The sequence below is a fragment of the Caballeronia sp. LZ035 genome (genome assembly GCF_031451175.1).
In the GTDB taxonomy this organism is placed as follows: Bacteria; Pseudomonadota; Gammaproteobacteria; order Burkholderiales; family Burkholderiaceae; genus Caballeronia.
On the sequence record NZ_JARUXS010000001.1, the window covers coordinates 2,532,009 to 2,552,575 of the forward strand.

Genomic DNA, 20,567 nt, shown 5'->3' on the forward strand with positions numbered 1-20,567 from the left:
TGGACCGCCAGTTTAATCGGGGCCGGCAAAAGAAAACGCCGTCACCTTGGTGACGGCGTGGGATAGCGCCCCGGCGACTGGCGCCCGACGCTACTTCTTCTTGCTGGTCTTCGTGCTCGCGGCGGCGTGCTTGGTAGTCGTGGTGGTCTTGGCTGCGGCCGGTTTGGCTGCGGGCGCCGCCGACACCTTGGTCACCTTGCCCGACGCGTGGGCAGGCGCCTTGCCGCGCGACTTCGATTCCGGCACGCGCGTGCCGATCTTCGACACCCCGCCCGAAGAACGGCTCGACGCCGCCACCGTTTCGACGCGCACCGGACCCGGCTCGGCCGGCACCGGACGGCCGTACGGCACGTGCAGCACGACCACTTGCCCCGGCATGAACATGTCGCCGCGCGTGCGGTTCCACGATTTCACCTGCGAGGTGGAGACGTCGTAGCGGTCGGCCAGCGTCGACACAGACTGCTTGCGACGCACGCGGATCACGAGCCGGCGCGTGTCGGGCACGTCGCGCTCGACGGCCAGCGTCGCGTTCGCGGCGACATCGGCACTGATGTCCTCGTCGTCGTCATCGGTGCGCGGCACGACGATCGTCGAGCCCGGCTTCAGGCGCATGCCCGCCGGAATGCGGTTGACCGACATCAGCGTGTCCGCGTCCACGCCGATCTTCTCGGCGATCGCAGTGGGGCGCGCCCGCTCCGTGACGGTGTACGTGGTCCACGACGACAACGGCCCCGAATACGACGTCAGATTGCGCTGGAACGAAGCGGCGTTGTCGAACGGCAGCAGGATTTGCGGATTGGTCGCGCCGAGAATCACCGGCTTCGCAAACGACGGATTCAGCGAGCGGAACTCCTCGACGCTCATGCTGGCGAGCTTCGCGGCCATGGTCACGTCGATGTCGCGCGCGGTGGTGACCGTCACGAAGTACGGGTGATTCGGAATGTCCGGCAGCGTGAGCCCGTACATCTGCGGATTGCTGACGATGTTCTTCACCGCCTGCAGCTTCGGCACGTAGTTCCGGGTTTCGTTGGGCATGCGCAGACTTTCATAGTCGGTCGGCAGCCCCGCGGCCTCGTTCCGGGCGATCGCGCGCTGCACGTTGCCTTCGCCCCAGTTGTATGCGGCGAGCGCGAGATGCCAGTCGCCGAACATGTCGTGCAGACGCGAGAGGTAATCGAGCGCGGCGCTGGTCGAGGCCAGCACGTCGCGGCGCTCGTCCTGCCACATGTTCTGCTTGAGGTTGTAGTCGCGGCCGGTGCCCGGCACGAACTGCCACATGCCGGCAGCCTTCGCCACCGACAGCGCCTGCGGATTGAACGCCGATTCGATGAACGGCAGCAGCGCCAGCTCGGTCGGCATATGCCGCTGCTCGAGCTCCTCGACGATGTGATACAGGTATTTCTGCGAGCGCCCCGTCATGCGCTCGACGTAGTCCGGGCGCTGCGCGTACCAGTTGACCTGCATGTCGACCAGGTCGCTCTGCAGATCGGGAATCTGGAAGCCCGCGCGGATGCGGGTCCAGAGATCGGCGGAACCGACCAGCGAGGTGACCGGGGTCTTGTCGACGTCGATGGTTTCCTTGGCGGCCGCGGTGCGACGGATGGTATCGGCTACTTTCTGCTGTTGCTGCTCGGAAGCTGTGGCGGGTGTGTTGGCAAGAGGATCAGACGCCGTCGGCCCTTGGCTCGCGCACGCGGCGAGCATCAGGACGGACAGCGCGCTAAGAATTAGTCGCATGGAACGTCTCGGCTTCCAAAGAATGAGGCTTGGAAATTTGCAGCCGATGGTACGGAACCACACCAAGGACGTCAATAAAAACGCACGCGAAAGCCCTGCAAAATCCGCGATCTACTGGCGTTTCCAACGTTTCGGATTAAGTCGACCCGAAAAATGCGGTTCAGCGGAACTTATCTTTCCAGCTGCGCATCATCCGAAACGCCTCCAGCCTGTCGGCCACCGGCGCGCCGAATTGCTCCGCCAGACGCGTGTGAATGGCCGGAACGTCGGCCCGCAGAAACGGATTCACCGCCTTCTCATGAGCGATGGTGGTCGGCAGCGTCGGCTTGCCGGAGACGCGCAAGGCCTGCGCGGCGGCGTCCCAGCGCGAGAGCGCGTCGTTGTCCGGCTCGACCGCGCGCGCAAAGCGGATGTTGGAGAGCGTGTACTCATGCGCGCAATGCACCAGGGTGGTGTCCGGCAGCGCGGCGAGTGAATCGAGCGAGGCGAGCATCTGCTGCGGCGTGCCTTCGAACAGGCGACCGCAGCCGCTTGCGAACAGGGTGTCGCCGCAGAACAGATGCGGCGTGCCGTGCGGATCGGCCGCCTGGAAATACGCGATGTGACCGGCCGTATGGCCAGGTACGTCGATGACGGAGAACGCGAGCGCGGGGTGCGCAATGTCCACCTGGTCGCCGCCCGAGAGGCGCTGCGTCAGGTGCTCGATGCGCTCGCTGGCCGGACCGTAGACCGGAACGCTGCCCTCGGCCGTTCGGCGATCGAGCAGCGCTTTCACGCCGCCGACATGGTCCTGATGATGGTGCGTGAGTAAAATAGCGGTCAGCCGCCAGCCGCGTTTGGCGAGATACGCCTCGACAGGCGCGGCGTCACCCGGGTCGACCACCACTGCATCGCGGCCGTCCGAGACGAGCCAGATGTAGTTGTCCTCGAACGCCGGCACCGGCACGTATTCCAGTGCGCCCTTGTCCAGCGGCTGAGCCGGCGAGCTTCCGTCAAGCGAATCCATAGCGATCATCTATGCGTCAACCCGAACATGTCTGACCGAGCGATTATAGACTGGCCCACCTGGACGAGCTCAGCGCCCGGGCGCTACGTGCTCGACTGGGAGCAGGCGCAGCTCGATCACGTGGTGTCCGACATCTTCGGCTATCACGCGCTGCAGCTCGGCATGCCGCAGCTCGACGCATTGCGCGAGAACCGCATGACCGGCCGCGCGCTGGTGCTCGACGCCGAAAGCGCAGCGAGCGCGCCGTTCACCCCGCCGCGCGCCGCCACGCCAGGCGTCAGCGCCCTGCCCGCCGCCAGCGCGCCCGATGGCCGCAGCACCGTCTGGTGCGACCTGCTCGACCTGCCGTTCGAAGCGCAGAGCGTCGACCTGCTGGTGCTGCCGCATACGCTGGAGTTTTCGCCGGATCCGCACCGCCTGCTGCGCGAAGCCGAACGCGTGCTGCTGCCCGAGGGCCAGTTGATCATCCTCGGCTTCAATTCGCTGAGCCTGTGGGGCGCACGGCAATCGCTCGGCAAGGTGGCGGGCCGGCCGTTCGTGCCGTCGGCGCATGAAATGATCGCGTTCACACGCATCAAGGACTGGATCAAGCTGCTCGGCTTCGACCTTGAACGCGGCCGCTTCGGCTGCTATCGTCCGCCGCTCGTCACCGACAAGTGGCTGCAACGCTATCAATTCATGGAGCCCGCCGGCGACCGCTGGTGGCCCATCTTCGGCGCGGCGTACATGATCACGGCGGTGAAGCGCGTGCGCGGCATGCGTCTGATCGGCCCGCGCAAGCTGAAAAAATCCGCGCTCGCCGCCGGCCTCGCGCCGGTCGCCGCTCCGCATACGCGCAACGAGACTTCCATTGAGCCTTGATGACTGACGAATCTGCATCGAACACCGTAATCGACATCTACACGGACGGCGCCTGCAAAGGCAATCCCGGCCCCGGCGGCTGGGGCGCCCTGCTGCGCTTCGGCACGCTGGAGAAGGAACTGTTCGGCGGCGAAGCCGCGACCACCAACAACCGCATGGAGCTGATGGCGGTGATCGCCGCGCTCGAAGCCCTGAAACGCCCGTGCCAGGCCGTGATCCATACCGATTCGCAATATGTCCAGAAAGGCATCAGCGAATGGATCCACGGCTGGAAGAAGAAAAACTGGATGACTGCCGCGAAGACGCCCGTCAAGAACGCCGACCTCTGGAAGCGGCTGGACGGGCTTGTCGCGCAGCATCGCATCGAATGGCGCTGGGTCAAGGGGCACGCGGGCCATCCGGAAAACGAACGCGCCGACGCGCTTGCCAATCGCGGCGTGACCTCGCTCGCCGACAGCTAACCCGCAGCACGAATCATCGAATTCAAGACATCCCATGCGCCAACTGATACTGGATACCGAAACGACCGGCCTGAATGCGAGGACCGGCGATCGGATCATCGAAATCGGCTGCGTCGAGCTGATCAATCGACGACTCACCGGCAATAACCTGCACCTCTATGTGAATCCGGAACGCGACAGCGATCCTGGCGCGCTCGCGGTGCACGGCCTGACGACCGAGTTCCTCAGTGACAAGCCGAAGTTCGCCGAGATCGCGGCGCAATTGCGCGACTTCATCGCGGGCGCCGAGCTGATCATCCATAACGCGCCCTTCGACGTCGGCTTCCTCGACGTGGAGTTCGCGTTGCTCGGCTTGCCGAAGGTGAAGGAAACGGTGGGCGGCGTGATCGATTCGCTCGCGCAGGCCAAGCAGATGTTCCCCGGCAAGCGCAATTCGCTCGACGCGCTGTGCGACCGTTTCGGCATCAGCAACGCGCATCGCACGCTGCACGGCGCGCTGCTCGACTCCGAGCTGCTTGCGGAGGTGTATCTGGCGATGACGCGCGGGCAGGAAAGCCTCGTCATCGACATGCTGGGCGAACAAACGGCGGCGGGCGCGTCCGCCACGCCGCGCGAAGCCTTCGATGATCTCGACCTGCCGGTGATCGCGGCGAGCGCGGAAGAACAGTCGGCGCACGAGGCCGTGCTCAACGAACTGGACCGCGCCATCAAGGGGACGAGCGTCTGGCGCGCGGAGCCGGCGCCGGCGCCGACGGAAGGCGATGCCGTCGCCGCGTGATTTTTTCGGATTTGCTTAATGAGGGACTAGACGAGACTCAAAACGCCTGACATAATCTCGTCTCTCTTCGGGTGGTTAGCTCAGCGGTAGAGCACTGCCTTCACACGGCAGGGGTCACTGGGAAGATCAAATACGGAGCACCGTGATCTTTCGACCTAAAGTAAAACTCGAAGAACGCATGTAGCAGGGCGATTAACTCAGCGGTAGAGTGCCACCTTCACACGGTGGAAGTCAGTGGTTCGATCCCACTATCGCCCACCAAATACTGATAGACGTTTTTCGTACCGAAACGATTGATACGAAAATCTGCAGAAATAAGGCCGCTAGTCCTCCCCCGAGAGCTAGCGGCCTTTCGTTTAAGTAGTGCGCAATCCGCCCTACTTCCCGCGTTTCGACTTCGCATCTATCTCCGCTTGTTCCTGCTGGAGCAACTTGTTCACCGTGTTGACGCAGATTTCGTCATACATCTTGAACGCATCTTCGAGAGAATAGTATTCCTCCAACTCGCGGTGCGTGGCGTAGTGGTCCGCTACGATTCGGGATACGAACGGGTCCACGTTATCGCGCGACACCTGCTGCGCGTCCGACCGGAAGCGTGACGGAATCTTCACCACCTTCCACTCGTCCAAGAAGCCCCAGTTGAACTTGTTGACGACTTTCATAACGCCCGCCAACACGATTCGCGGCGCGAGGCTTCCAGCTAGGCAGCGCACGTAAGCGTCGATTGCCGCCTCGTTATCAAGCCGCACCCATTCGCCGTTCTCCGCTCGCACTTCGGTCAGCGACAGCATTTCGGTCGGACGGATCGCCGCGAGTCCGGACCCCATAACGCGGAACCCGTATGCGGCGCTGAACTGCTTCGTCCGGTACGTCACGCCGAACGAAGTGTGCTCGAAAGTTTCGCGTGCCATTTCGTTCTCTCCTTATTGAAGGCGACCAGACTGGCCGGAGTTCGCCACGCCGTTGTTCTGGCGGTTAAGGTGCTGCTCGACCACACGCCCAACGTGCTCCGGATCGGTCGCACCGTTGATGTTGAAGGTGTTGTTTTGCGTGACGCCTTGGCTAAACGTGCGGCCTCCCGGTCCACCGAACCCTTCGACAGTCGAACCCCAAGTGTGCAGATTCGACATGGCGTGCTCGTTGTCTGCCGTGTCCTTAACCAATTGCGCACGCGCGGCAGGATTGGCGATAGGAAGTTGCGCCCGTTGTTCGAGGCCCGCGTGCGCCTGAAGCAGCGAGCTAAGACGATTCGACAAAGCCCAAGCGATGTCCGCTTTCGGCACGCCGCCCGTCATAACCTGCCGATAGTCGCGCAAGCCGAGGTCCGCCGCGACTTGCTTGGCGAGTCCGACAATCTGGATGCCGTCCTTCGAATTCAACTGGTGCAGGTTCGTTTGCGGCCCACCGGTGAATCCGTAGGCGGGCGTGGCATTCCGGTCCCATGCGTTCGCTTGCGGCCCGGACATACCGAAATACGCGCCACCGTTAGCCAGAACCTTCGCGGGATATGCGGCGTTCACCGGACCCCACTTCGAACGGTCGAATCCGCCGTGATAGTAGCGAAGGCCCAACGTCTGATCGCCGCCCGCCTTCTTCATCATGGCCGCGAGAATCGCCGTGCCCGCGTCGATATTTGCGGCAGGATCGTTCCAGTTCTTGTCGTTCAGGCCGTACTTCGCCCAATTGACCTTGTTGACGCCCATAAGGCCGAAAGACGAATCGCTGTGAGCGTTCGGGTTCCAAGTGCTCTCCGTGCCGATGATTCCGCGCACGAGACTTTCCGGCATGCCGTACTTCTTCGCGGCAGCGCTGATTTGAGCGTCGTAGGCATTGCTCCCGGCACTCCCCGAAGCGCCGCCCGTAAGCGCCGCGCCCGCTGCGACCGGGTTATATGTGAACCCGCCCGGACGGTTATCACCCGGCATACCGGACGAAGGGTTAGCGCCCGTACCGATGCCCGAAGCGCGGCCCACTTCCCCCGCCCAAGCGGACCAAGCCGCGTGCTCGTCCGTAACGCCGCTCATAATGTTGACCGAATCGGTGAACGAGTTAATCGCGAGTTGGAACTGGGAGACGATCGCTTGAAACTGCGCGTTATCTTCGTCATCCGCCACTGCTGCGGCTTCAACGTTCTTTTGTTCCTGCTTGGTCTTTTCGGTGGATTCCTTCGCTGCTTCCCGCGACCAACGCGCAGTCTCGTTAACGTCCTGCGTCACCTTTTCCGTGCTCTTAAGAGCCTCAGAAAGCCCCTTCCCGCCCGTCCAATCGCCGTCCGCTACCGGAATAGTCCCCATGCCGACTTCCGGCTGGCCGTGGTCCGTTTTCGCGTAGTTGAGCGACTTGTTCAGGCCGCTCACGAAGTCCGCCAGCGGCCCGAGAACGAACCCGCCTACGGTGGTCGTAAGCTTGGTCATTTCTTCGTTGAACTTTGCGAGTTCATCGTTGAACTTGGCCGTGTTGGCGATAGCGTCCTGCCGCGCCTTAAGTTGATCAGCCGACATGTTGATCGTGCCGAGCGCGCCGCCCTGCTTCGCCATCGAAAGCGCCACGTCCTTATTCATTCCGAGCATTTGTGCTTCGGCCTGAATCTGCGATGGCTGCATCCCCTTCCATCGCGCGGCGAGTTGCGTGCCGGCTGCGGTCGTGGAAAGAGGTGAAGCGCCCTGCTGCACGCCGAGCATAGCCAGCAGCCGATTCTCCGGGCCGGTACGGGAGCGATCCGCGTAGGCGTTATTCAGGACGCCACGCAGCGACTTAAGCGAATCGGACACGTTGCCGCGCGTGACGTTACCGCCCACGAGACGGTGCGACCAATCTTCGAACCGGAGCATCCCCATACCGGATGCGCGGGCGTCTTGCCGCTGGGCGTTAATCTGGTCGCGCGTGAGCATCGCGGTTTTGTACGCCGCATACAGCGCGGCAGTAAATCCGCCCACCGCGAGACTCGCACCGCCGAATCCGGTAGTGATCCCGCGAAGGCTGGAAGCGATGTTATCGAACGCGGGCGCGACCTTCCCCAACTCGCGCACGGTGGTCGATGCGAAGTCCTTCGCGCCGCCCGTAATCGCGTTCAGGCCTTTGTTTGTCTCTGCGGTCTTAGCGTTCAGCTTCGACAGTTCCGTCACTGCGGCGTTCACTTTGATCTGGTAGTTGATCGTGAACTGATCAAGATTGCTATTAGCCATGCTCGATTACTCCCCGGTCGATTGAATGGTTTGTGCTGCTTCTTCTGCCGCGCGCAGCATCGACTCGGTATGTGCGGCGAAGGCCATCGCCACGCGAGCGCCTGCTGCGTCCCACGACTTGTTCGCGAATTCGCGCTGTACTTGATCAATCTCGTTGAACGCTAAGACCTGATCGAAAACGTACTTGGCGCTGGCCCAGTGCTTGAAGGCTTCGTTAATAGCTGCCGGAGAGTTGAGCGGCTGACCGTTCACGGTGGCGGTCGAAAGAATGTTGAGACGGAAGCGCGTGCGTTTCGCTTCGTCATCCTCCGTCATGTAGTCTATCGCTGCGGCAGCAGCCTCCCACCCTTCGAAGGCCGAGAAGCGCCGGATCGTAACGGACACGACCGGGCCGTGCTCCGGGCGCGTTTCGATAACCTTCTCGTTAGGCATCGGAGTAGCGCCCTGCGGTTCTGCCGCGCTGTCCTGCTCCGTCTTGTCGTTGCGTTTGAAGATGCTCATTTTTGCTAGTTATCCTAAGCGTTAAGTTGAAATGAATTAGGCCGTACCGTTAATCACTGCGTTGTCGCTATCTGCGGGCGGATAGCCGCTGACCTTCACGTAGAAGGGCGTTTGCCGCGTGGTCAGCATGTATTCGAGTTCCATGATCACGTATGTTCCGTTCAGTGACGGATTCTGCGAAGACAAGAACTTAGCGCCGTGAGCCAAGCGGATTTCCGTGTTCATGAATACGACACCCTCCACGCCTACTTCGGTCCAGCACGGCACGCCGATGAACTCGTTAAGGGTGATCAGGTCCGTCTTGTTAATCACCGAGCGCATATCCATGACGTAAAGAAAATCGTCATCAATGAACGCAGCGACCTTCCCCCAGTACCGGTCCTGAAGCGCCGGAACGATAGCGGAAAGCATTACGATGCTCGTGCCGGGATTCTGGAGAATGTAATCGCCATAGCTGCTGCTGAACTTGATGTGCGCTTCATCGAACCCTAGCTGCTTCCCGCCCCACAGCGCGAACTGTCGAAAGGTCGTCACAGTCGGTGCGGCGTTATCTGCGCCTGTCTTCGGATCGGTTGCCGCGACGTACCTGGACTTGTCCGATTGATGCGTGCGTGCGGTGATCTCCACAGTGATATTGGGCGGCCCTTCGATCAGGCTGCAACCCGATACTTCGCCCACAAAGATGGTCGATGCGCCGCTGGTCTTTCCGACCGTGCCCGGATCGTATTCATAGCCCGCCGCGATCCACACGCGAGCCAGCGGCTGTCGCGTGCCGAAGTTCTCCAACTGCCCCGAGCGATACTGGTTAAAGTTGGTCAGAAGCTGTTCGCGAAGGTGCTGCGGCAGGTTCGTCACCTGAATGTGCGCGACGTTCTGGTATGCGAGCGCGGCCTTTTTGATGCGGACGTTCATGTTGAACGACTCGTCCAAAATAACCGTGCCGCTGTTCGCGTCGAAAGGGTTCGTGGGCGCGGACTGATCGCCGCCCGCCCGAGGCAACTGGAAGGCGATACGGATAAGGCGCTTGCCGATTGATTGTCCCGCCATGATTCAAATTCTCCCTTAAGCCGCAGCAGCGCCAATCAGCAAGTCGCGAAACTTCTGATAGCCCACGTCCACCTTAGCCACTTCCGCGACCATCTTTCGCGCTTCCTCAGCGGTCGTGCGTTCGAACAACTCAGTCGCTTCGAACGCCTCGCACGCGTTAGACGCGAACACGAAGTTAGGCTCACGCCGCGCGGCGATGAATTCAGTGGTGACGCGATGGAACGTGTCGCAGTACGCCTCCCAGCGTGTAACGTTTCGACTCGTGTCCTTACGCATCGCGATATAAAGCGCAATCGCGAGGTCACCGAACTTGAACCGCAGCCGCTCCGGGTCGCTAAAGTCCTGCGGCGCGGCCATGCTGTTCGCCATACGGAAGGACAGCGGCGCGTTCTTAAGCATTTCGATTGTGATCATGATTACGCACCCTTGCGAGCGGCGTGATACGCGGCAATCTCGCGCTCCGCTTCCTCAACCACATCAGCAAAGGCGCGAAGTGCATCGGGCAAGCAATCGCTGTGTTCAACCAAATTGAGACAGTGCTCGATGTAAAAGTCGAACGTCGCTTGTCCCACTCCGAACGGACCTTCCCGAAACAATCCCGTCTTCCCCTGCGATTCGATCACCGACCGAAACAACTCGCTGAGGACGCGGCTGGACATATCCTGCTCCAGTTCGCCGCGAGCGATACGCGCTTCAATTTCAACCTTCGCTTGCTCTAATTTGTTCATGATTTTGGTCTGTAGTTAGTTGCCGCGCAGCGAGTCCATCGTGGCGCGGTTCGATGCGAGACGGGCATTGATTCGCGTGCGTAGTTCGTTTTCCGAAGCCGCATCCATACCTGCTCCGTCCATGATGCGATTCTTCTGTGCGGCCAGTCTCGCTTCGTCCTCTGCGATAACTGTCGATAGGTCGTCCATGCACTGCTTGCGGATGGCGGCGCTTCGATTTCTGCCCTCTTCCAATGCCGCGTCAGCAATCGCCCTATACATGGCGCTGCTACCCGGAACAGACTTCGATCTCACTACTGAAAGCGCGGAATCGCACGCGCGCATTCTTTTGCTGGTATCGCTCACAATTCACTCCAGTCTTGTATTGTTAGTGAAGCTGAAGCGCAACCGAGTTGTCGTCCGAATTCTCGACTTCACAAGCGTCTTTGAACAACTCGGCAATCCGCTCTTGATTTGCGGCGATGCCCTTGTGAGTCGCGACGACCTCCTGCTGGAACTCGTTGAAATCTTGCGTCGATTCGAGTAGTGCCAGACCGGCCTCAGCGACTTCGATGGTCGATTTGCTCAAGTTTTTGATCTGCTCTTTGTAGTATGCGAGTTTGTCTGCGTCCATCTAGTTCACTCCAGTGGTCCGTTCGTACTTCTATGTTTAAGGGAAACAGGCCGCGCAATCAGCACCGATGTATCCGCGCGGCGATGAAGTTCAAAGTGACTAGAGCAGTTGCTAGGGTGCGTCCAGTCAAGCCAAATCTTCACCGCCACTATCGCGTAGAGGATTGCGCGGAGTGGATGCAATTACTCGCCGGTCGAAACCGCTGCGCTGTTTGCGAGTCCCGTAAAGTGCTCCGGATAAATCGACTCGGCCAAGTCAGCACGAAGGCGTGCGGACACGGCCTCGATATGCTCCGTGCCTTTCTCGCCGCAAAGGTTGCGTATTACAGGCAACAACTCTTCCAGTGCGGCAATGGCGTTGAAACGTTCCTTGCAACGGGGTGAAATAAACATGATTCGTACTCCAAAGTTTGATGGTTAAATGAAAATGCGAAGTTACTCAGCCAACACGTACTGGCCCAGCCGCGAATCCCAACGCGTGCGAATCGGGGTCATTTCCGCGCCGGTCGCTGCGGCCTGGGCTTCTGCTGCGTCCATAGCGGCCTTAAGCTTGGCCTTAGCGGTCGATGCCGAGTCCTGCGCGCGGATACCCTTAACCGTTACGCCGCGCCGCTGAACACTGACTCCGGTGCGCGGGATACCGCCGCGAGCGCGAAGCCCAGCGAACAAGGCGTCCATGCCGCGCGCCAGCTTCGTCATAAGCCCGTCCATGCTCTCGACGCTCTCCCTACGCTCTTCCGCCTCTGCGAGCGGCTTACCGGCCAACTCCGCGATCACCTCGCCTGCCTGAGCGCCGGTCAGCGTGGCGTTGATCGCGGCCATCGCGGGATTCGTGCCGGGAGGTGTCACGGCCATCGCGGCTTCGTGATTTTCTTGTGCTTTCCGCTCGGTGCTCTCAGCCTTCTCTTGGAGAAATGCCTCGCTCTCACTCTCGTTGTTTTCCTCTGCCGGAATCCACGCGCCGTTTGCCGCGAAGTGGCCTGATTCCAGATCGTTTTCTGCGGAGGCTTCAAAGCCCTTCGGCGTGAAGTTGCCGTCCATCACCACTTGCCGCGTCTTGCGGCTGGCGGTCATGTGCGCCTTCGGAACGTTCACCGCGAACGTGCCCGCCAGTTCGCCCGTAACGGTCGCGCTTACTGCGGAGTCCGCTACATAGCTGGCCGAATCTGCCGCGCGTGCCGTGTGGCCGTTAAGCTTGTCGGAGGCCTGCTGGTTCGCGTGCTTCGTGGCGAGTTGCGGATGCTTGGCGCGGAGAACCTCTCCCCACTTCTGTTCGAAGGCGGGATTCTTCAGCGCGTCCGTCATAGCGTCGATCACCGTGTCTTCGCTGTCTTTGCTGTTGAGGCGGTGCTTGAACTTCGGCGCGAAGCTATCGACCGGCGCGCTGAAGAGGTTGGTATTGCTGTCACGGTTCATGATTCGTTTGCTCCTAATGTGATTGGTGATTACTTCTTTGCTGCTTCGTGCTGGTCGATGATGAAGGTGAGACGACCGCGCCAATTCCAGAGCGCCGCCCGTTCCGCTGGGTCTTTCGCGACCGTGAGCAGCCGATCCACTTCCACCAGCATTTCCTTCGCTGCCTTCAGGATCGACAGCCCCTGCCGAATCTGGGCGCACTCGCCGCGCACTTCCGGGAGGCTTTCGAGGAAGTTAGCGCCGTGGAATGAACGGTCCACGAGTCGCGCGTCCAGTTCCGACTTATCCGCGAACGTCACGATGTACGCGACTTGCGGGTGGACTCCTTGCGCGCGCAGCATGCAATAGCCGGTAAGCGCCGCGCGGTGCTCTTTCATCCACTCTTCGCCGCGCTCACGCAACTCCGCTTCCGTGCGTTTCTTATTCAGCGGCCACTTAATATCAGCATTGCTCCACTCGCCGCGCGGAGTGAAGTAGGTTTCCGCTGCCGACTTAACTTCGCGCACACTCTCGAAAATCCAGAAGTGACCCGGCGTGCCGCCTTCATACTTCAAAATCTGGTCAATCTCGTGCGCCATGTACGTGACGTCCGGATTGAGCACTTGCGTCGGACGGCCCTTTTTGTCGTGGAGGGTGATGGTCATGCCAGTTCCTTTTCTGCTGCTTTCACTGCTGCCTTTTCCACATCGTATTGGCATTGCGAATAGAGCCAAGCCGCGCCCGGCAAATGCGTTTTCTTCCACCGCTCGATTGCCGCAGCTACGGGCGGCGTAATGGCGGACTTCGCATTTACGATATTCCACAGAGTCAAATATGCAACTCCGATTTCTTTTGCCGCGTCTTTAACGGTAAGGCGCTCACCGTCAATAAACGCTTTAAGGGCCGTGCCCGGATGCGAATATGTTTGCATTATGAGATTACCCTGGGGTGGGTCGGTTGTTGGCGCGATGTAAGATTTACCTAAACTATAATCGGGCGGAGTTTCGATGGCTACAAAAATCGTGTAGCGCTATAAATATTTTCCGTGTTCGATTTACCCGGTCTAGAATTCGATTTAGGCGAAACATAATTCGTGTTAATCCAATACCGGAGTAAATCAAAATCATGCGTTCTAATATCCACTGCCATCCGTTATTTCTGCTTTGTGCCGCGACTAAATGGCCGGATCAATTCGGGTTGGTGTTATCGGTTTATGTCGGATTTGTAGCCTTGGCCGCATTTAAACATTTTCAGAGTAAACTTCCCGCTATCTGAAACCCGATTACTGGATTCACCGATTATGGACGCGACCGATTGCGGCTGGCTTACGCCGTTAATGCATATTATTGAGCCGCCTGAGTATCATGGGAGTACGGAAGCACAGAGGATGCGGCGAACGTGGGTCGCTGCGGACGGTTCCGAGAAGGCGCTGCCGAGCCTGCTAGAGCGTCCAGTAGCCCCGAGCCGCCCGCCACCCGTAGCCGCGCCACCCGTGGAAAGCCGCGAGGAACGGGAGGCGCGGATTTGGCTGAAAAGGTCGGCAGGTGCCAAGCGTAGATTTAAGATTAACTATGAACCGGCTTACGTCACGTTAAACGATGGCGAGCGGATAAGGTGCGAAACTCTGAAGGAAGCGTTTGCTCTTGTGCGCTTGCCGCCTGTGATTATCAATATTTACAGGAAACAACTAAATGCCGACAGGAGACTAGACTTGCGGCTTGGCGAGCGACACTATTATTTTGAGATGGTGGAATAATGGAAAAGCTAGATAGCCGCAGCCGCCCGCCAGTCGGCGTAACCACCACGAACTGGGACCGCATGGTTTATTCGTTCACCAACAGAAAGACGCGCGGCAGTTCGAAGAAATATAAGCCCAGAGCCAGCGCGGTGACTGTGATTGTGTCGGAAGGAAAGAAGGCTGGCTGAGCGCTTTGTGCCGCCCGCCACTGTGAAATAGAAAGGCCCGGTTCAATCTCTACCCATCGCGCAACGAGTGGAGAACTGAACCGGGCCTGTTTCTACATCTAGCCGCAAGCGACTGGCGGTGATTGGGTGGAGACTGGAGACGAATATGGCCTTACCGGGGTCGATTATAGGCGCTGTGCTGAACAAATAAAACAAGCAGAATAAATCAGCGATACACCGGGACCATCACGACTTCGCAATCCCATCCTTGCGGGCCGCTGCTGATGCCTGCCCATTGCCGCCAAGCGTCCCGTTGCGTCATTACTTGTGACGGCTGGCATTTCGGTTGCGGCTCGTAATGGTCGATGTAGCGGGCTGGCGGTTGTTGCCGCGCCCGCGCGATACGTGCGCGCGCTCGCGCTGCCTCTTCGGCTTCCACCTCCCGTGCCGCTGCTAGGCCGCGCTGCAAACACTCGTTCTCGGTGATACCGGGGCAAGGGTGAAGGGCGTCTTGCGCTTGCTGAATATTCCGTCTTAATGCGTCCTGATGCGGCGTTTGGGCGTGCGCTGCTACTGTGGAAAGAAGAATGGCGATGGTTGCTATGTGTTTCTTGAACATGGTATGTACTCCTGTGTAAAGGTGATGATGGTTTTGAAGCGTCCGAAAAATAAATTGAAGTGGGTATGGTTTAAATGGACCTCGTGCGGAAAGTGGGTCAGGCCTTGGCTTTTGATATAGGCAAACGAAATGACTTTTCAAACTATGAGAGATAGGTGTAGAGCGTCGCGCGGCTGATGCCGTATGAGCGGGCCACCTCTGCCTTCTGCTCCCCTGCCGCGATGCGCGCCCGTAGCTCTGCCGCCTGTGTATCCGTGAGGCTAGGCTTTCGGCCTTTGTACTTTCCGTCAGCCTTCGCTATGGCTATGCCTTCTGCTTGTCGCTCTTTGATTAGCTCGCGTTCGAAGTCTGCGAAGGCCGCAAGCATGGTCATCATTAGCTTCGCAGAGTGATCGTTATTGCTCGCTCCGAATATCAGGCTGTTCTTCTCGAAGCGCACCGTTACGCCGCGCGTGTTGAGTTGTTCGACAATCTCTAGCAGGTGCTTTGTATTACGTGCGAGACGGTCTATAGAGTGGACGTACAGCGTATCGCCTTCGCGCACGTATGCGAGCATGGCCTGTAACTGCGGACGGTCGATTGTCTTTCCGCTTTGCTTGTCTTCAAAGATGCGGTCCAGTTCTATACCGTCCAATTGCCGCGCGGTGTTTTGGTCAGCACTGCTAACTCTTATGTAGCCAACTCTTTGGCCTTTCGACATTTGATTATCTCCGGTCGGTTTAGATACGTCCGGATTAAGTCTAAGGCCGAAATAGGAAAGCGTAAAGTTGCAGATTAATCGACCCTAATCAGACGCGAATTACACAATATCAAAGCGTCTAAATACGGCGTACTCTATTCGGACGTGTAGCGCGGACAAAAGAAAAGCGGCCCGCTAGGAGCCGCTGCTTAGGTTTAGGCTAGGTCGGTATGCGACGGGCCGCGCGAGGCCCGCCTAACACTTAATGCAGGCCTGCATTCGGCTTTTCGGCTTCCGGCTTCGGGTCCGTATAAAGGTCGTCCAGCGTCGGAACGCGCTTCGTCCGTCCCGCATCGTCAATAACAGTTATCCCGGCCAGCACGCACGCTTCCTTCAATGCCGCGACGCGCACAGACTCTTTCATCATTGGGTTATTGGCGATGTCGAGATAGCCATGCAGCGCCTTCTTGTCGCTCAATATCTTATCAACCGACATAGCAGCAAGATACCTGTCGAACGCATCAGCGTACACGTATGTCGATTCGAGCATATCGACGCGCGTGCGCGTATCCATCGGGTCGATGCAGTTGACGCTGCCGAACACGCGACGAAAGGCCGAAGGGCCATACATGCCCCTCACACGCTGAATTGCGTATGTCTCGACAAACTCGATGTTATCCCTCAGAAATGTTTCATCGCTGAATAAATGAGTCGGGATATGTTTAGTAACTGCCGCGATTGCCATGATTTGCCGCCTGATGATTATTGTTCACTGCCTTCGATTCTACTGTCGAGTTGTGTCGAATGGCGAGTAGCAGTCGCAGTGCCACGAACACACACAATCATCTTCGCCGCGTGTTAATTTGCTGTGCATTAGCGGAACTTGCCGCGCATGCGGGATGTTTCAAGACTGACTTGCTAACCAATGACAGGGTTATTCGGGTTAAAACGTTCTGCCGCATGTTTAACCCACAAGACCAGTGTACTTCCCAATGCCCTCTTACTTCTTATTCTTTTAAGTTAAAGAGGTTAAGAAGGTTAAGGGTTATTAGAAAGTTCTAACGAAACATATCCTCCTACCTTTCGTGCACGCCGCCGGGACTTTGCGGCGAAGGGCCCATTTTTTTAACCCGGAGGCGTTTTAATGTAGAACCCAAGCCCCTATTGGGTCCGCGAGGTTAAAAATCGGGTTAAAAATCGCATTCGGGTTAAAAATCGTATAAAAGGAGGAATATAAAAACACGTCCTTTAATAACGAAAAGTTATATAACGCCCAATCTAGCACGAACGATAAAAAGCAAAAAGCCGCCGTGATACGCACCGGCGGCAGACAAAAAACGGACGACGAACCTCAAAACGACCCAGACCCAGCTTCCCTTTCGTCGTACTCCCCTTCGTCAGACTTGTACACTGCCTCAACAAATTCCACCACGTTAGCGAAGCCCGGAAAGAAGAACCCCGGATCGTTGCCTTTGAACCGCCCAGACTCGCACTCCAATTTAAGGCCGTTCATATAAGCATCCCAATGCATGTGATTGAGCGGCTTCTTGCAATGCGTCTCCCACTCGGCTTCGAAGTCCTTTCGGTACACGAGTACGCCGGTGCGGCCCTTCAGCTTCTTCTTGTTCTGATCCAAGACATACGCGCCATTTTCGTCCTTCGCCCATTCAGTTCGCATTGACTTATCGCACTCGCGCAACGTCGTCATGAAGTGCGTATCGAGTTCGTGGTTGTGAGAGGTGCCGCGCCCAAACTTCATTTCTTCTGCGCTGAACTCGAACACAGCTTTCGAAGTCTCGCGCACGAGCTTGTTGTAAGTGTCCATACCGTTCTCCTTCATCCACGCGCGGCACTCGCTCATAACCTGCCAGAACATCTCTTCGAACCCGTCAAAGTTGATTTCGAATCCAGCTTTCCACGATGGCTTACCATCCTTATCCGCCTCCTGACCGACAAAGAACGGATAGAACCGCCGATTGCCGGTGGCGTCGCGTTGCAGCCCTTCGTACTTATTCCCGTCCAGGACTGCCACCCATTGCCGTTGCTGGTCGAAGTGTCCTTCATAAAGGTAACGCATCTTATCGGACGTGCGGCTGACGAAATCTTTGATCGCGTTGAGGTCGCCTTGACCGAACCCGGTCATTTCGCCGATATTCGCGATGATCGAGTTGCCTGTTATCTCGCGCAGAAATTCCATCTTCTTACCGTCACCGCCCAAGTCCAACTGAACAGAGGACGCTTCCGGGGCGTCCAAGACCGTCCGCACGATCTCATTACTGAAACGAGACTTACCGGCGTTCTGCGCACCGAACAGCGAGATGACGATAGGGGCCAAACTACCCGGCGAAGTGATTCTGTTGTAGAGGGAAAGCCAAAAGTATTTCCCGACTTTGTGATTGGTTTCGGTTTTGACGCAGTCGATCAAATCGATCAGCGCCGTTTCGAGTCTCGACTTTCCGTCCCATTCCGGCACCCGGCGTTCGAATTTCGGGATAAGGTCGTTCACTTTTACCTGCATCGCCCATTCTTTAAACGCCTTACGCGTGCCGTCGATAGGTTGCGCCTCCAGACCTGCCGCGCGCATCGCTTCGATAATCGGAATCATCGAATAGCGGTCGTCCACGACCACGCCTTTGTGGTCCACGAATCGACCACGGAATAGGTCGATGTGCGGTCTTCCGTTTTCCACGTCCTCACCGAACAGCACGCTCAGCGCATAAGCCCGGTTCTGGTCGCACGAAACTGGCTTCGTCAGCGTCATCTGCGCGACGGTTTTCGTCTCGACCACTGGCCAGTTGAACGCGGGCGTACCCGGCAGCACACGCAGCGCACGCGCTCGCTTCACCAAGTCCGGCTCCCTCGCGCGGATAGCGTCCATAGCCGCCGCAGTGTCATCGTTCAGCTTCACTTCTTGCAGCCTCAACTGCGTAACGTTCGATGCGCCCGCCTCCATGTCGTCACCGTCCGATTCCGTGATTTCGTCCGAAATGTCATCCTCCGGCAGATCGGCCATCGGGTGAATATCGTTACGGTGTACTGAGCTTTCTTTTTCGACTTGCATAGTATAAAATCCTACGTAGATTCAACGGGTTACGGACTCCATCGCACCCATCCCTGAGTCACCCTTCGTCCGTGTCTGTTTTGAGTCGCTGCGTTTTTTGTGCTATTAGGCCGCTGCACCTCCATCCGGGTCAGCGGCCTTCTTTTTGGCCCTTCGCGCGAGCACCGGCAGAATCGCCGTTTCGAACCACTCTGCGTTGTCCTCGTTCGCCTTGTCGCATTCGATCTCGATTTGCGGCATCACCACAGCGTCAATAAAGTGCGTCCATGTACGCTTGCGCGAAAAGACGAACAGCCCGTCACCCCCCTTCTTCGAATAGATAGGTTCTTTGCGGCAAGAGTCGTGCTGGCACCCGAACACAAAATCGTGCTCTGCGCCCGGTACAGGCCCGCGAAAATACGCAGAATCGTCACCGTGGGCACTCTTGTGAAACTCGTCCCAAGGACAAACGATCCGGTACTTGCCGGTGTCCTTCTCGACCGCCGCGAGCAGCCGCGTGGCGATGCGCATCCATGCAAACTCCACCTTCATCTCGCGGTCGTCACGCTCTACCCGCTTCTGGACAGAGACTGCGATCGGTGATCCGAAGGCCGCTGCGATAGAGTCGATCGAATACCGGCGCGAGTAGTCTGCGGACCGAAGCGACACGAGAAATGGCTTTCCCGTCACGGCGTCCGCATACTTCAGCGAGCCGTCCGATAGGCGCTTGTTGTTGATCCCGATAGGCATACGGCCATATCGCGAAACGTCGCGAATCGTGTGATCGCCGCCCTTCTTCAGAACGACATGCGTAAAGCCCACGAGAAACGCCTTAAACCGTCTCATGTCCGTTTCAGGCTCACTAAGCATGTACCAGACTTGCGCGTTGCCGGGTGACGTCTCGACTACAGCCGTGGGCGGCAGAATTGCGGCGAGTTCGTCCACGGACAGATCGCCCTTCGAACCTGCGCCGGGTGTCGCGCCAATCCGAACGTCGTCCACCATTAGCGCCAGCCCGGCAGAAAACGATTCTTCGCCGCGCCAGTAACGCATCCGTCCGGTTTTGGCGTTTAGCGTCTGCTTAGAGGCGGAAATACAGACATAGCAGTTCTTGTTGCTGTCGATGTACTTGCCGTTCTTGTACGGCACAGGCCACCATCCGGCGTGCTGACGTTTGTTCTCCGCGTCATATTTCGCCGTGGCTTCTTCCGCATAACCCGCCATCACGCGCTCGTCCTCTGGAACGCCGCACCCTAGCTCGCGCAGAAATTCTTCAGCAGCAGCCAGCCTTCCTTCGCGCTCGTTCATGCTTGGCTCCCTTCGTCACTCGACATTTCTGCGGCGTGACTCGCTCCGTCCTTCGCCCAAATCCCGGTCATCAATTCCCTTAGATCGCGCTCCTTAAGTGCGGCGAGCATCTTGTCGCCCTCTCCTTCGTGGGTCATGTTCATAATCGCTACGTTGATTGCCCTGCGGCGGTCGCGTCGATAATTCGGGCAGTTCCCTCCGTCCATCGGAAAAATGAATGAGCCGTCTTTCTTCCGTCGCTTCCGAAGCAGGTATTTCGCCCAATAGAAGTCCGCTTGTGAAATCGCACCTTTGTCCTTTGCGAACGACAGAAGCCGCAGCGTAGGCCACGCGTCGAGGCTGTCCGTGATCTTCCGAAGTCCGGAGAACAGGCCGTTGGTCTTAATGTTGGTCATGAAGCGTCGGATACAGCAGTTCCCGACTATCGTTTTGTTTCCGGTGAGGACGTTTTCGATTAGGCATCGCTCAGTGATCGGGTGGTGCGTACAAAGGCAAGTGCCGCCCGGTTCGTAATCGACTCCGTCCAAGTGCCATTCGTCAAAGGCAAACTCCCAATGAAGTTTATTCAGGGAGCGCGCCATGATTTCTTCCTTGAGAACCTCAAAGTTGTTGCTCATGATTTGTGCTGTGCTTGCATAGTTTTAGAAGCAAAAAGGGCTAACCCTAGGTGCAAGCGGTCAACCCTTTCTATGTCCGTCTTAAGGC

23 protein-coding genes and 1 tRNA gene are annotated in these 20,567 nt (G+C 58.2%); 4 read left to right on the plus strand and 20 right to left on the minus strand.

The window, feature by feature from the left end; translation table 11 throughout:
- Positions 1 to 90 precede the first annotated feature (90 nt).
- Positions 91 to 1,737, minus strand: coding sequence for a transglycosylase SLT domain-containing protein (locus QCE88_RS11835; protein ID WP_309902028.1), 1,647 nt, complete (start codon positions 1,735 to 1,737; stop codon positions 91 to 93).
- 160 nt (positions 1,738 to 1,897) lie between these two features.
- Entirely contained in the window at positions 1,898 to 2,752 is an 855-nt protein-coding gene (gene gloB / locus QCE88_RS11840; protein WP_309902030.1) for a hydroxyacylglutathione hydrolase, read from the minus strand.
- Between the two features lie 18 nt (positions 2,753 to 2,770).
- Between gloB and QCE88_RS11845 the strand changes: the two genes are divergently transcribed.
- The 4 genes from QCE88_RS11845 to QCE88_RS11860 all read left to right on the plus strand — a co-directional run bounded on the left by QCE88_RS11845 (position 2,771) and on the right by QCE88_RS11860 (position 5,104).
- Positions 2,771 to 3,604 carry a class I SAM-dependent methyltransferase gene (locus QCE88_RS11845; protein WP_309902032.1) on the plus strand — a complete coding sequence of 278 codons (834 nt, stop codon included), beginning with the start codon at positions 2,771 to 2,773 and terminating at the stop codon, positions 3,602 to 3,604.
- Positions 3,604 to 4,065 carry a ribonuclease HI gene (rnhA, locus tag QCE88_RS11850; RefSeq protein WP_309832834.1) on the plus strand — a complete coding sequence of 154 codons (462 nt, stop codon included), beginning with the start codon at positions 3,604 to 3,606 and terminating at the stop codon, positions 4,063 to 4,065. Before QCE88_RS11845 ends, rnhA begins: the two co-directional genes overlap by 1 nt.
- Before the next feature lie 34 nt (positions 4,066 to 4,099).
- Positions 4,100 to 4,843 (plus strand): DNA polymerase III subunit epsilon, encoded by a 744-nt coding sequence (gene dnaQ, locus QCE88_RS11855; RefSeq protein ID WP_309902035.1) that lies wholly within the window; start codon positions 4,100 to 4,102, stop codon positions 4,841 to 4,843.
- A 186-nt stretch (positions 4,844 to 5,029) separates the two neighbouring features.
- Positions 5,030 to 5,104: transfer RNA gene (locus QCE88_RS11860), tRNA-Val, on the plus strand.
- A gap of 116 nt (positions 5,105 to 5,220) precedes the next feature.
- On the opposite strand, the gene QCE88_RS11865 is transcribed toward QCE88_RS11860, so the two are convergent.
- From QCE88_RS11865 to QCE88_RS11950, 18 genes are all read right to left on the minus strand, one after another.
- On the minus strand, positions 5,221 to 5,754 hold the full coding sequence (locus tag QCE88_RS11865; RefSeq protein ID WP_309902037.1) for a hypothetical protein: 534 nt from the start codon (positions 5,752 to 5,754) through the stop codon (positions 5,221 to 5,223).
- Between the two features lie 12 nt (positions 5,755 to 5,766).
- On the minus strand, positions 5,767 to 8,028 hold the full coding sequence (locus QCE88_RS11870) for a lytic transglycosylase domain-containing protein (RefSeq protein ID WP_309902039.1): 2,262 nt from the start codon (positions 8,026 to 8,028) through the stop codon (positions 5,767 to 5,769).
- Between the two features lie 6 nt (positions 8,029 to 8,034).
- Positions 8,035 to 8,529 (minus strand): hypothetical protein, encoded by a 495-nt coding sequence (locus QCE88_RS11875; protein WP_309902041.1) that lies wholly within the window; start codon positions 8,527 to 8,529, stop codon positions 8,035 to 8,037.
- Between the two features lie 36 nt (positions 8,530 to 8,565).
- Positions 8,566 to 9,576, minus strand: coding sequence for a baseplate hub protein (locus QCE88_RS11880; RefSeq protein ID WP_309902043.1), 1,011 nt, complete (start codon positions 9,574 to 9,576; stop codon positions 8,566 to 8,568).
- A 15-nt stretch (positions 9,577 to 9,591) separates the two neighbouring features.
- Positions 9,592 to 9,933 (minus strand): hypothetical protein, encoded by a 342-nt coding sequence (locus tag QCE88_RS11885; protein WP_309902045.1) that lies wholly within the window; start codon positions 9,931 to 9,933, stop codon positions 9,592 to 9,594.
- A gap of 59 nt (positions 9,934 to 9,992) precedes the next feature.
- Positions 9,993 to 10,304 carry a hypothetical protein gene (locus tag QCE88_RS11890; RefSeq protein WP_309902047.1) on the minus strand — a complete coding sequence of 104 codons (312 nt, stop codon included), beginning with the start codon at positions 10,302 to 10,304 and terminating at the stop codon, positions 9,993 to 9,995.
- Between the two features lie 15 nt (positions 10,305 to 10,319).
- Complete coding sequence (locus QCE88_RS11895; protein WP_309902049.1) at positions 10,320 to 10,649, minus strand: hypothetical protein; 330 nt, start codon at positions 10,647 to 10,649, stop codon at positions 10,320 to 10,322.
- Between the two features lie 22 nt (positions 10,650 to 10,671).
- On the minus strand, positions 10,672 to 10,917 hold the full coding sequence (locus tag QCE88_RS11900; RefSeq protein ID WP_309902051.1) for a hypothetical protein: 246 nt from the start codon (positions 10,915 to 10,917) through the stop codon (positions 10,672 to 10,674).
- 182 nt (positions 10,918 to 11,099) lie between these two features.
- Positions 11,100 to 11,309, minus strand: coding sequence for a hypothetical protein (locus QCE88_RS11905; RefSeq protein WP_309902053.1), 210 nt, complete (start codon positions 11,307 to 11,309; stop codon positions 11,100 to 11,102).
- A 42-nt stretch (positions 11,310 to 11,351) separates the two neighbouring features.
- A complete protein-coding gene (locus QCE88_RS11910; protein ID WP_309902055.1) occupies positions 11,352 to 12,332 on the minus strand; it encodes a hypothetical protein in 981 nt (326 codons plus the stop codon).
- Positions 12,333 to 12,361: 29 nt separating this feature from the next.
- Positions 12,362 to 12,976 (minus strand): hypothetical protein, encoded by a 615-nt coding sequence (locus QCE88_RS11915; RefSeq protein ID WP_309902058.1) that lies wholly within the window; start codon positions 12,974 to 12,976, stop codon positions 12,362 to 12,364.
- Positions 12,973 to 13,242 carry a hypothetical protein gene (locus QCE88_RS11920; RefSeq protein WP_309902060.1) on the minus strand — a complete coding sequence of 90 codons (270 nt, stop codon included), beginning with the start codon at positions 13,240 to 13,242 and terminating at the stop codon, positions 12,973 to 12,975. The genes QCE88_RS11915 and QCE88_RS11920 overlap by 4 nt, the downstream gene beginning before the upstream one ends.
- A gap of 1,200 nt (positions 13,243 to 14,442) precedes the next feature.
- Entirely contained in the window at positions 14,443 to 14,835 is a 393-nt protein-coding gene (locus QCE88_RS11925) for a hypothetical protein (protein ID WP_309902062.1), read from the minus strand.
- A 142-nt stretch (positions 14,836 to 14,977) separates the two neighbouring features.
- Positions 14,978 to 15,535, minus strand: a complete 558-nt coding sequence (locus QCE88_RS11930; protein WP_309902064.1) for a recombinase family protein — start codon at positions 15,533 to 15,535, stop codon at positions 14,978 to 14,980.
- Between the two features lie 241 nt (positions 15,536 to 15,776).
- Entirely contained in the window at positions 15,777 to 16,259 is a 483-nt protein-coding gene (locus QCE88_RS11935) for a hypothetical protein (RefSeq protein ID WP_309902066.1), read from the minus strand.
- A 606-nt stretch (positions 16,260 to 16,865) separates the two neighbouring features.
- A complete protein-coding gene (locus QCE88_RS11940; RefSeq protein WP_309902068.1) occupies positions 16,866 to 18,575 on the minus strand; it encodes a VapE domain-containing protein in 1,710 nt (569 codons plus the stop codon).
- A 105-nt stretch (positions 18,576 to 18,680) separates the two neighbouring features.
- Positions 18,681 to 19,862 (minus strand): DNA-primase RepB domain-containing protein, encoded by a 1,182-nt coding sequence (locus tag QCE88_RS11945; RefSeq protein WP_309902071.1) that lies wholly within the window; start codon positions 19,860 to 19,862, stop codon positions 18,681 to 18,683.
- The gene (locus tag QCE88_RS11950; protein WP_309902074.1) at positions 19,859 to 20,479 is read right to left on the minus strand and encodes a hypothetical protein; all 621 of its coding nucleotides are present in this window, start codon (positions 20,477 to 20,479) and stop codon (positions 19,859 to 19,861) included. The genes QCE88_RS11945 and QCE88_RS11950 overlap by 4 nt, the downstream gene beginning before the upstream one ends.
- Positions 20,480 to 20,567 lie beyond the last annotated feature (88 nt).

What these genes read in the sequence shown, in the direction of transcription:
- dnaQ (WP_309902035.1), top strand. Translation starts at nt 4,100, where the DNA reads ATGCGCCAACTGATACTGGATACCGAAACGACCGGCCTGAATGCGAGG.
- rnhA (WP_309832834.1), top strand. Translation starts at nt 3,604, where the DNA reads ATGACTGACGAATCTGCATCGAACACCGTAATCGACATCTACACGGAC.
- QCE88_RS11880 (WP_309902043.1), bottom strand. Translation starts at nt 9,576, where the DNA reads ATGGCGGGACAATCAATCGGCAAGCGCCTTATCCGTATCGCCTTCCAG.
- QCE88_RS11845 (WP_309902032.1), top strand. Translation starts at nt 2,771, where the DNA reads ATGTCTGACCGAGCGATTATAGACTGGCCCACCTGGACGAGCTCAGCG.
- QCE88_RS11905 (WP_309902053.1), bottom strand. Translation starts at nt 11,309, where the DNA reads ATGTTTATTTCACCCCGTTGCAAGGAACGTTTCAACGCCATTGCCGCA.
- QCE88_RS11865 (WP_309902037.1), bottom strand. Translation starts at nt 5,754, where the DNA reads ATGGCACGCGAAACTTTCGAGCACACTTCGTTCGGCGTGACGTACCGG.
- QCE88_RS11870 (WP_309902039.1), bottom strand. Translation starts at nt 8,028, where the DNA reads ATGGCTAATAGCAATCTTGATCAGTTCACGATCAACTACCAGATCAAA.
- QCE88_RS11885 (WP_309902045.1), bottom strand. Translation starts at nt 9,933, where the DNA reads ATGGCCGCGCCGCAGGACTTTAGCGACCCGGAGCGGCTGCGGTTCAAG.
- QCE88_RS11900 (WP_309902051.1), bottom strand. Translation starts at nt 10,917, where the DNA reads ATGGACGCAGACAAACTCGCATACTACAAAGAGCAGATCAAAAACTTG.
- gloB (WP_309902030.1), bottom strand. Translation starts at nt 2,752, where the DNA reads ATGATCGCTATGGATTCGCTTGACGGAAGCTCGCCGGCTCAGCCGCTG.
- QCE88_RS11910 (WP_309902055.1), bottom strand. Translation starts at nt 12,332, where the DNA reads ATGAACCGTGACAGCAATACCAACCTCTTCAGCGCGCCGGTCGATAGC.
- QCE88_RS11875 (WP_309902041.1), bottom strand. Translation starts at nt 8,529, where the DNA reads ATGAGCATCTTCAAACGCAACGACAAGACGGAGCAGGACAGCGCGGCA.
- QCE88_RS11915 (WP_309902058.1), bottom strand. Translation starts at nt 12,976, where the DNA reads ATGACCATCACCCTCCACGACAAAAAGGGCCGTCCGACGCAAGTGCTC.
- QCE88_RS11835 (WP_309902028.1), bottom strand. Translation starts at nt 1,737, where the DNA reads ATGCGACTAATTCTTAGCGCGCTGTCCGTCCTGATGCTCGCCGCGTGC.
- QCE88_RS11930 (WP_309902064.1), bottom strand. Translation starts at nt 15,535, where the DNA reads ATGTCGAAAGGCCAAAGAGTTGGCTACATAAGAGTTAGCAGTGCTGAC.
- QCE88_RS11950 (WP_309902074.1), bottom strand. Translation starts at nt 20,479, where the DNA reads ATGAGCAACAACTTTGAGGTTCTCAAGGAAGAAATCATGGCGCGCTCC.
- QCE88_RS11945 (WP_309902071.1), bottom strand. Translation starts at nt 19,862, where the DNA reads ATGAACGAGCGCGAAGGAAGGCTGGCTGCTGCTGAAGAATTTCTGCGC.
- QCE88_RS11890 (WP_309902047.1), bottom strand. Translation starts at nt 10,304, where the DNA reads ATGAACAAATTAGAGCAAGCGAAGGTTGAAATTGAAGCGCGTATCGCT.
- QCE88_RS11920 (WP_309902060.1), bottom strand. Translation starts at nt 13,242, where the DNA reads ATGCAAACATATTCGCATCCGGGCACGGCCCTTAAAGCGTTTATTGAC.
- QCE88_RS11925 (WP_309902062.1), bottom strand. Translation starts at nt 14,835, where the DNA reads ATGTTCAAGAAACACATAGCAACCATCGCCATTCTTCTTTCCACAGTA.
- QCE88_RS11935 (WP_309902066.1), bottom strand. Translation starts at nt 16,259, where the DNA reads ATGGCAATCGCGGCAGTTACTAAACATATCCCGACTCATTTATTCAGC.
- QCE88_RS11940 (WP_309902068.1), bottom strand. Translation starts at nt 18,575, where the DNA reads ATGCAAGTCGAAAAAGAAAGCTCAGTACACCGTAACGATATTCACCCG.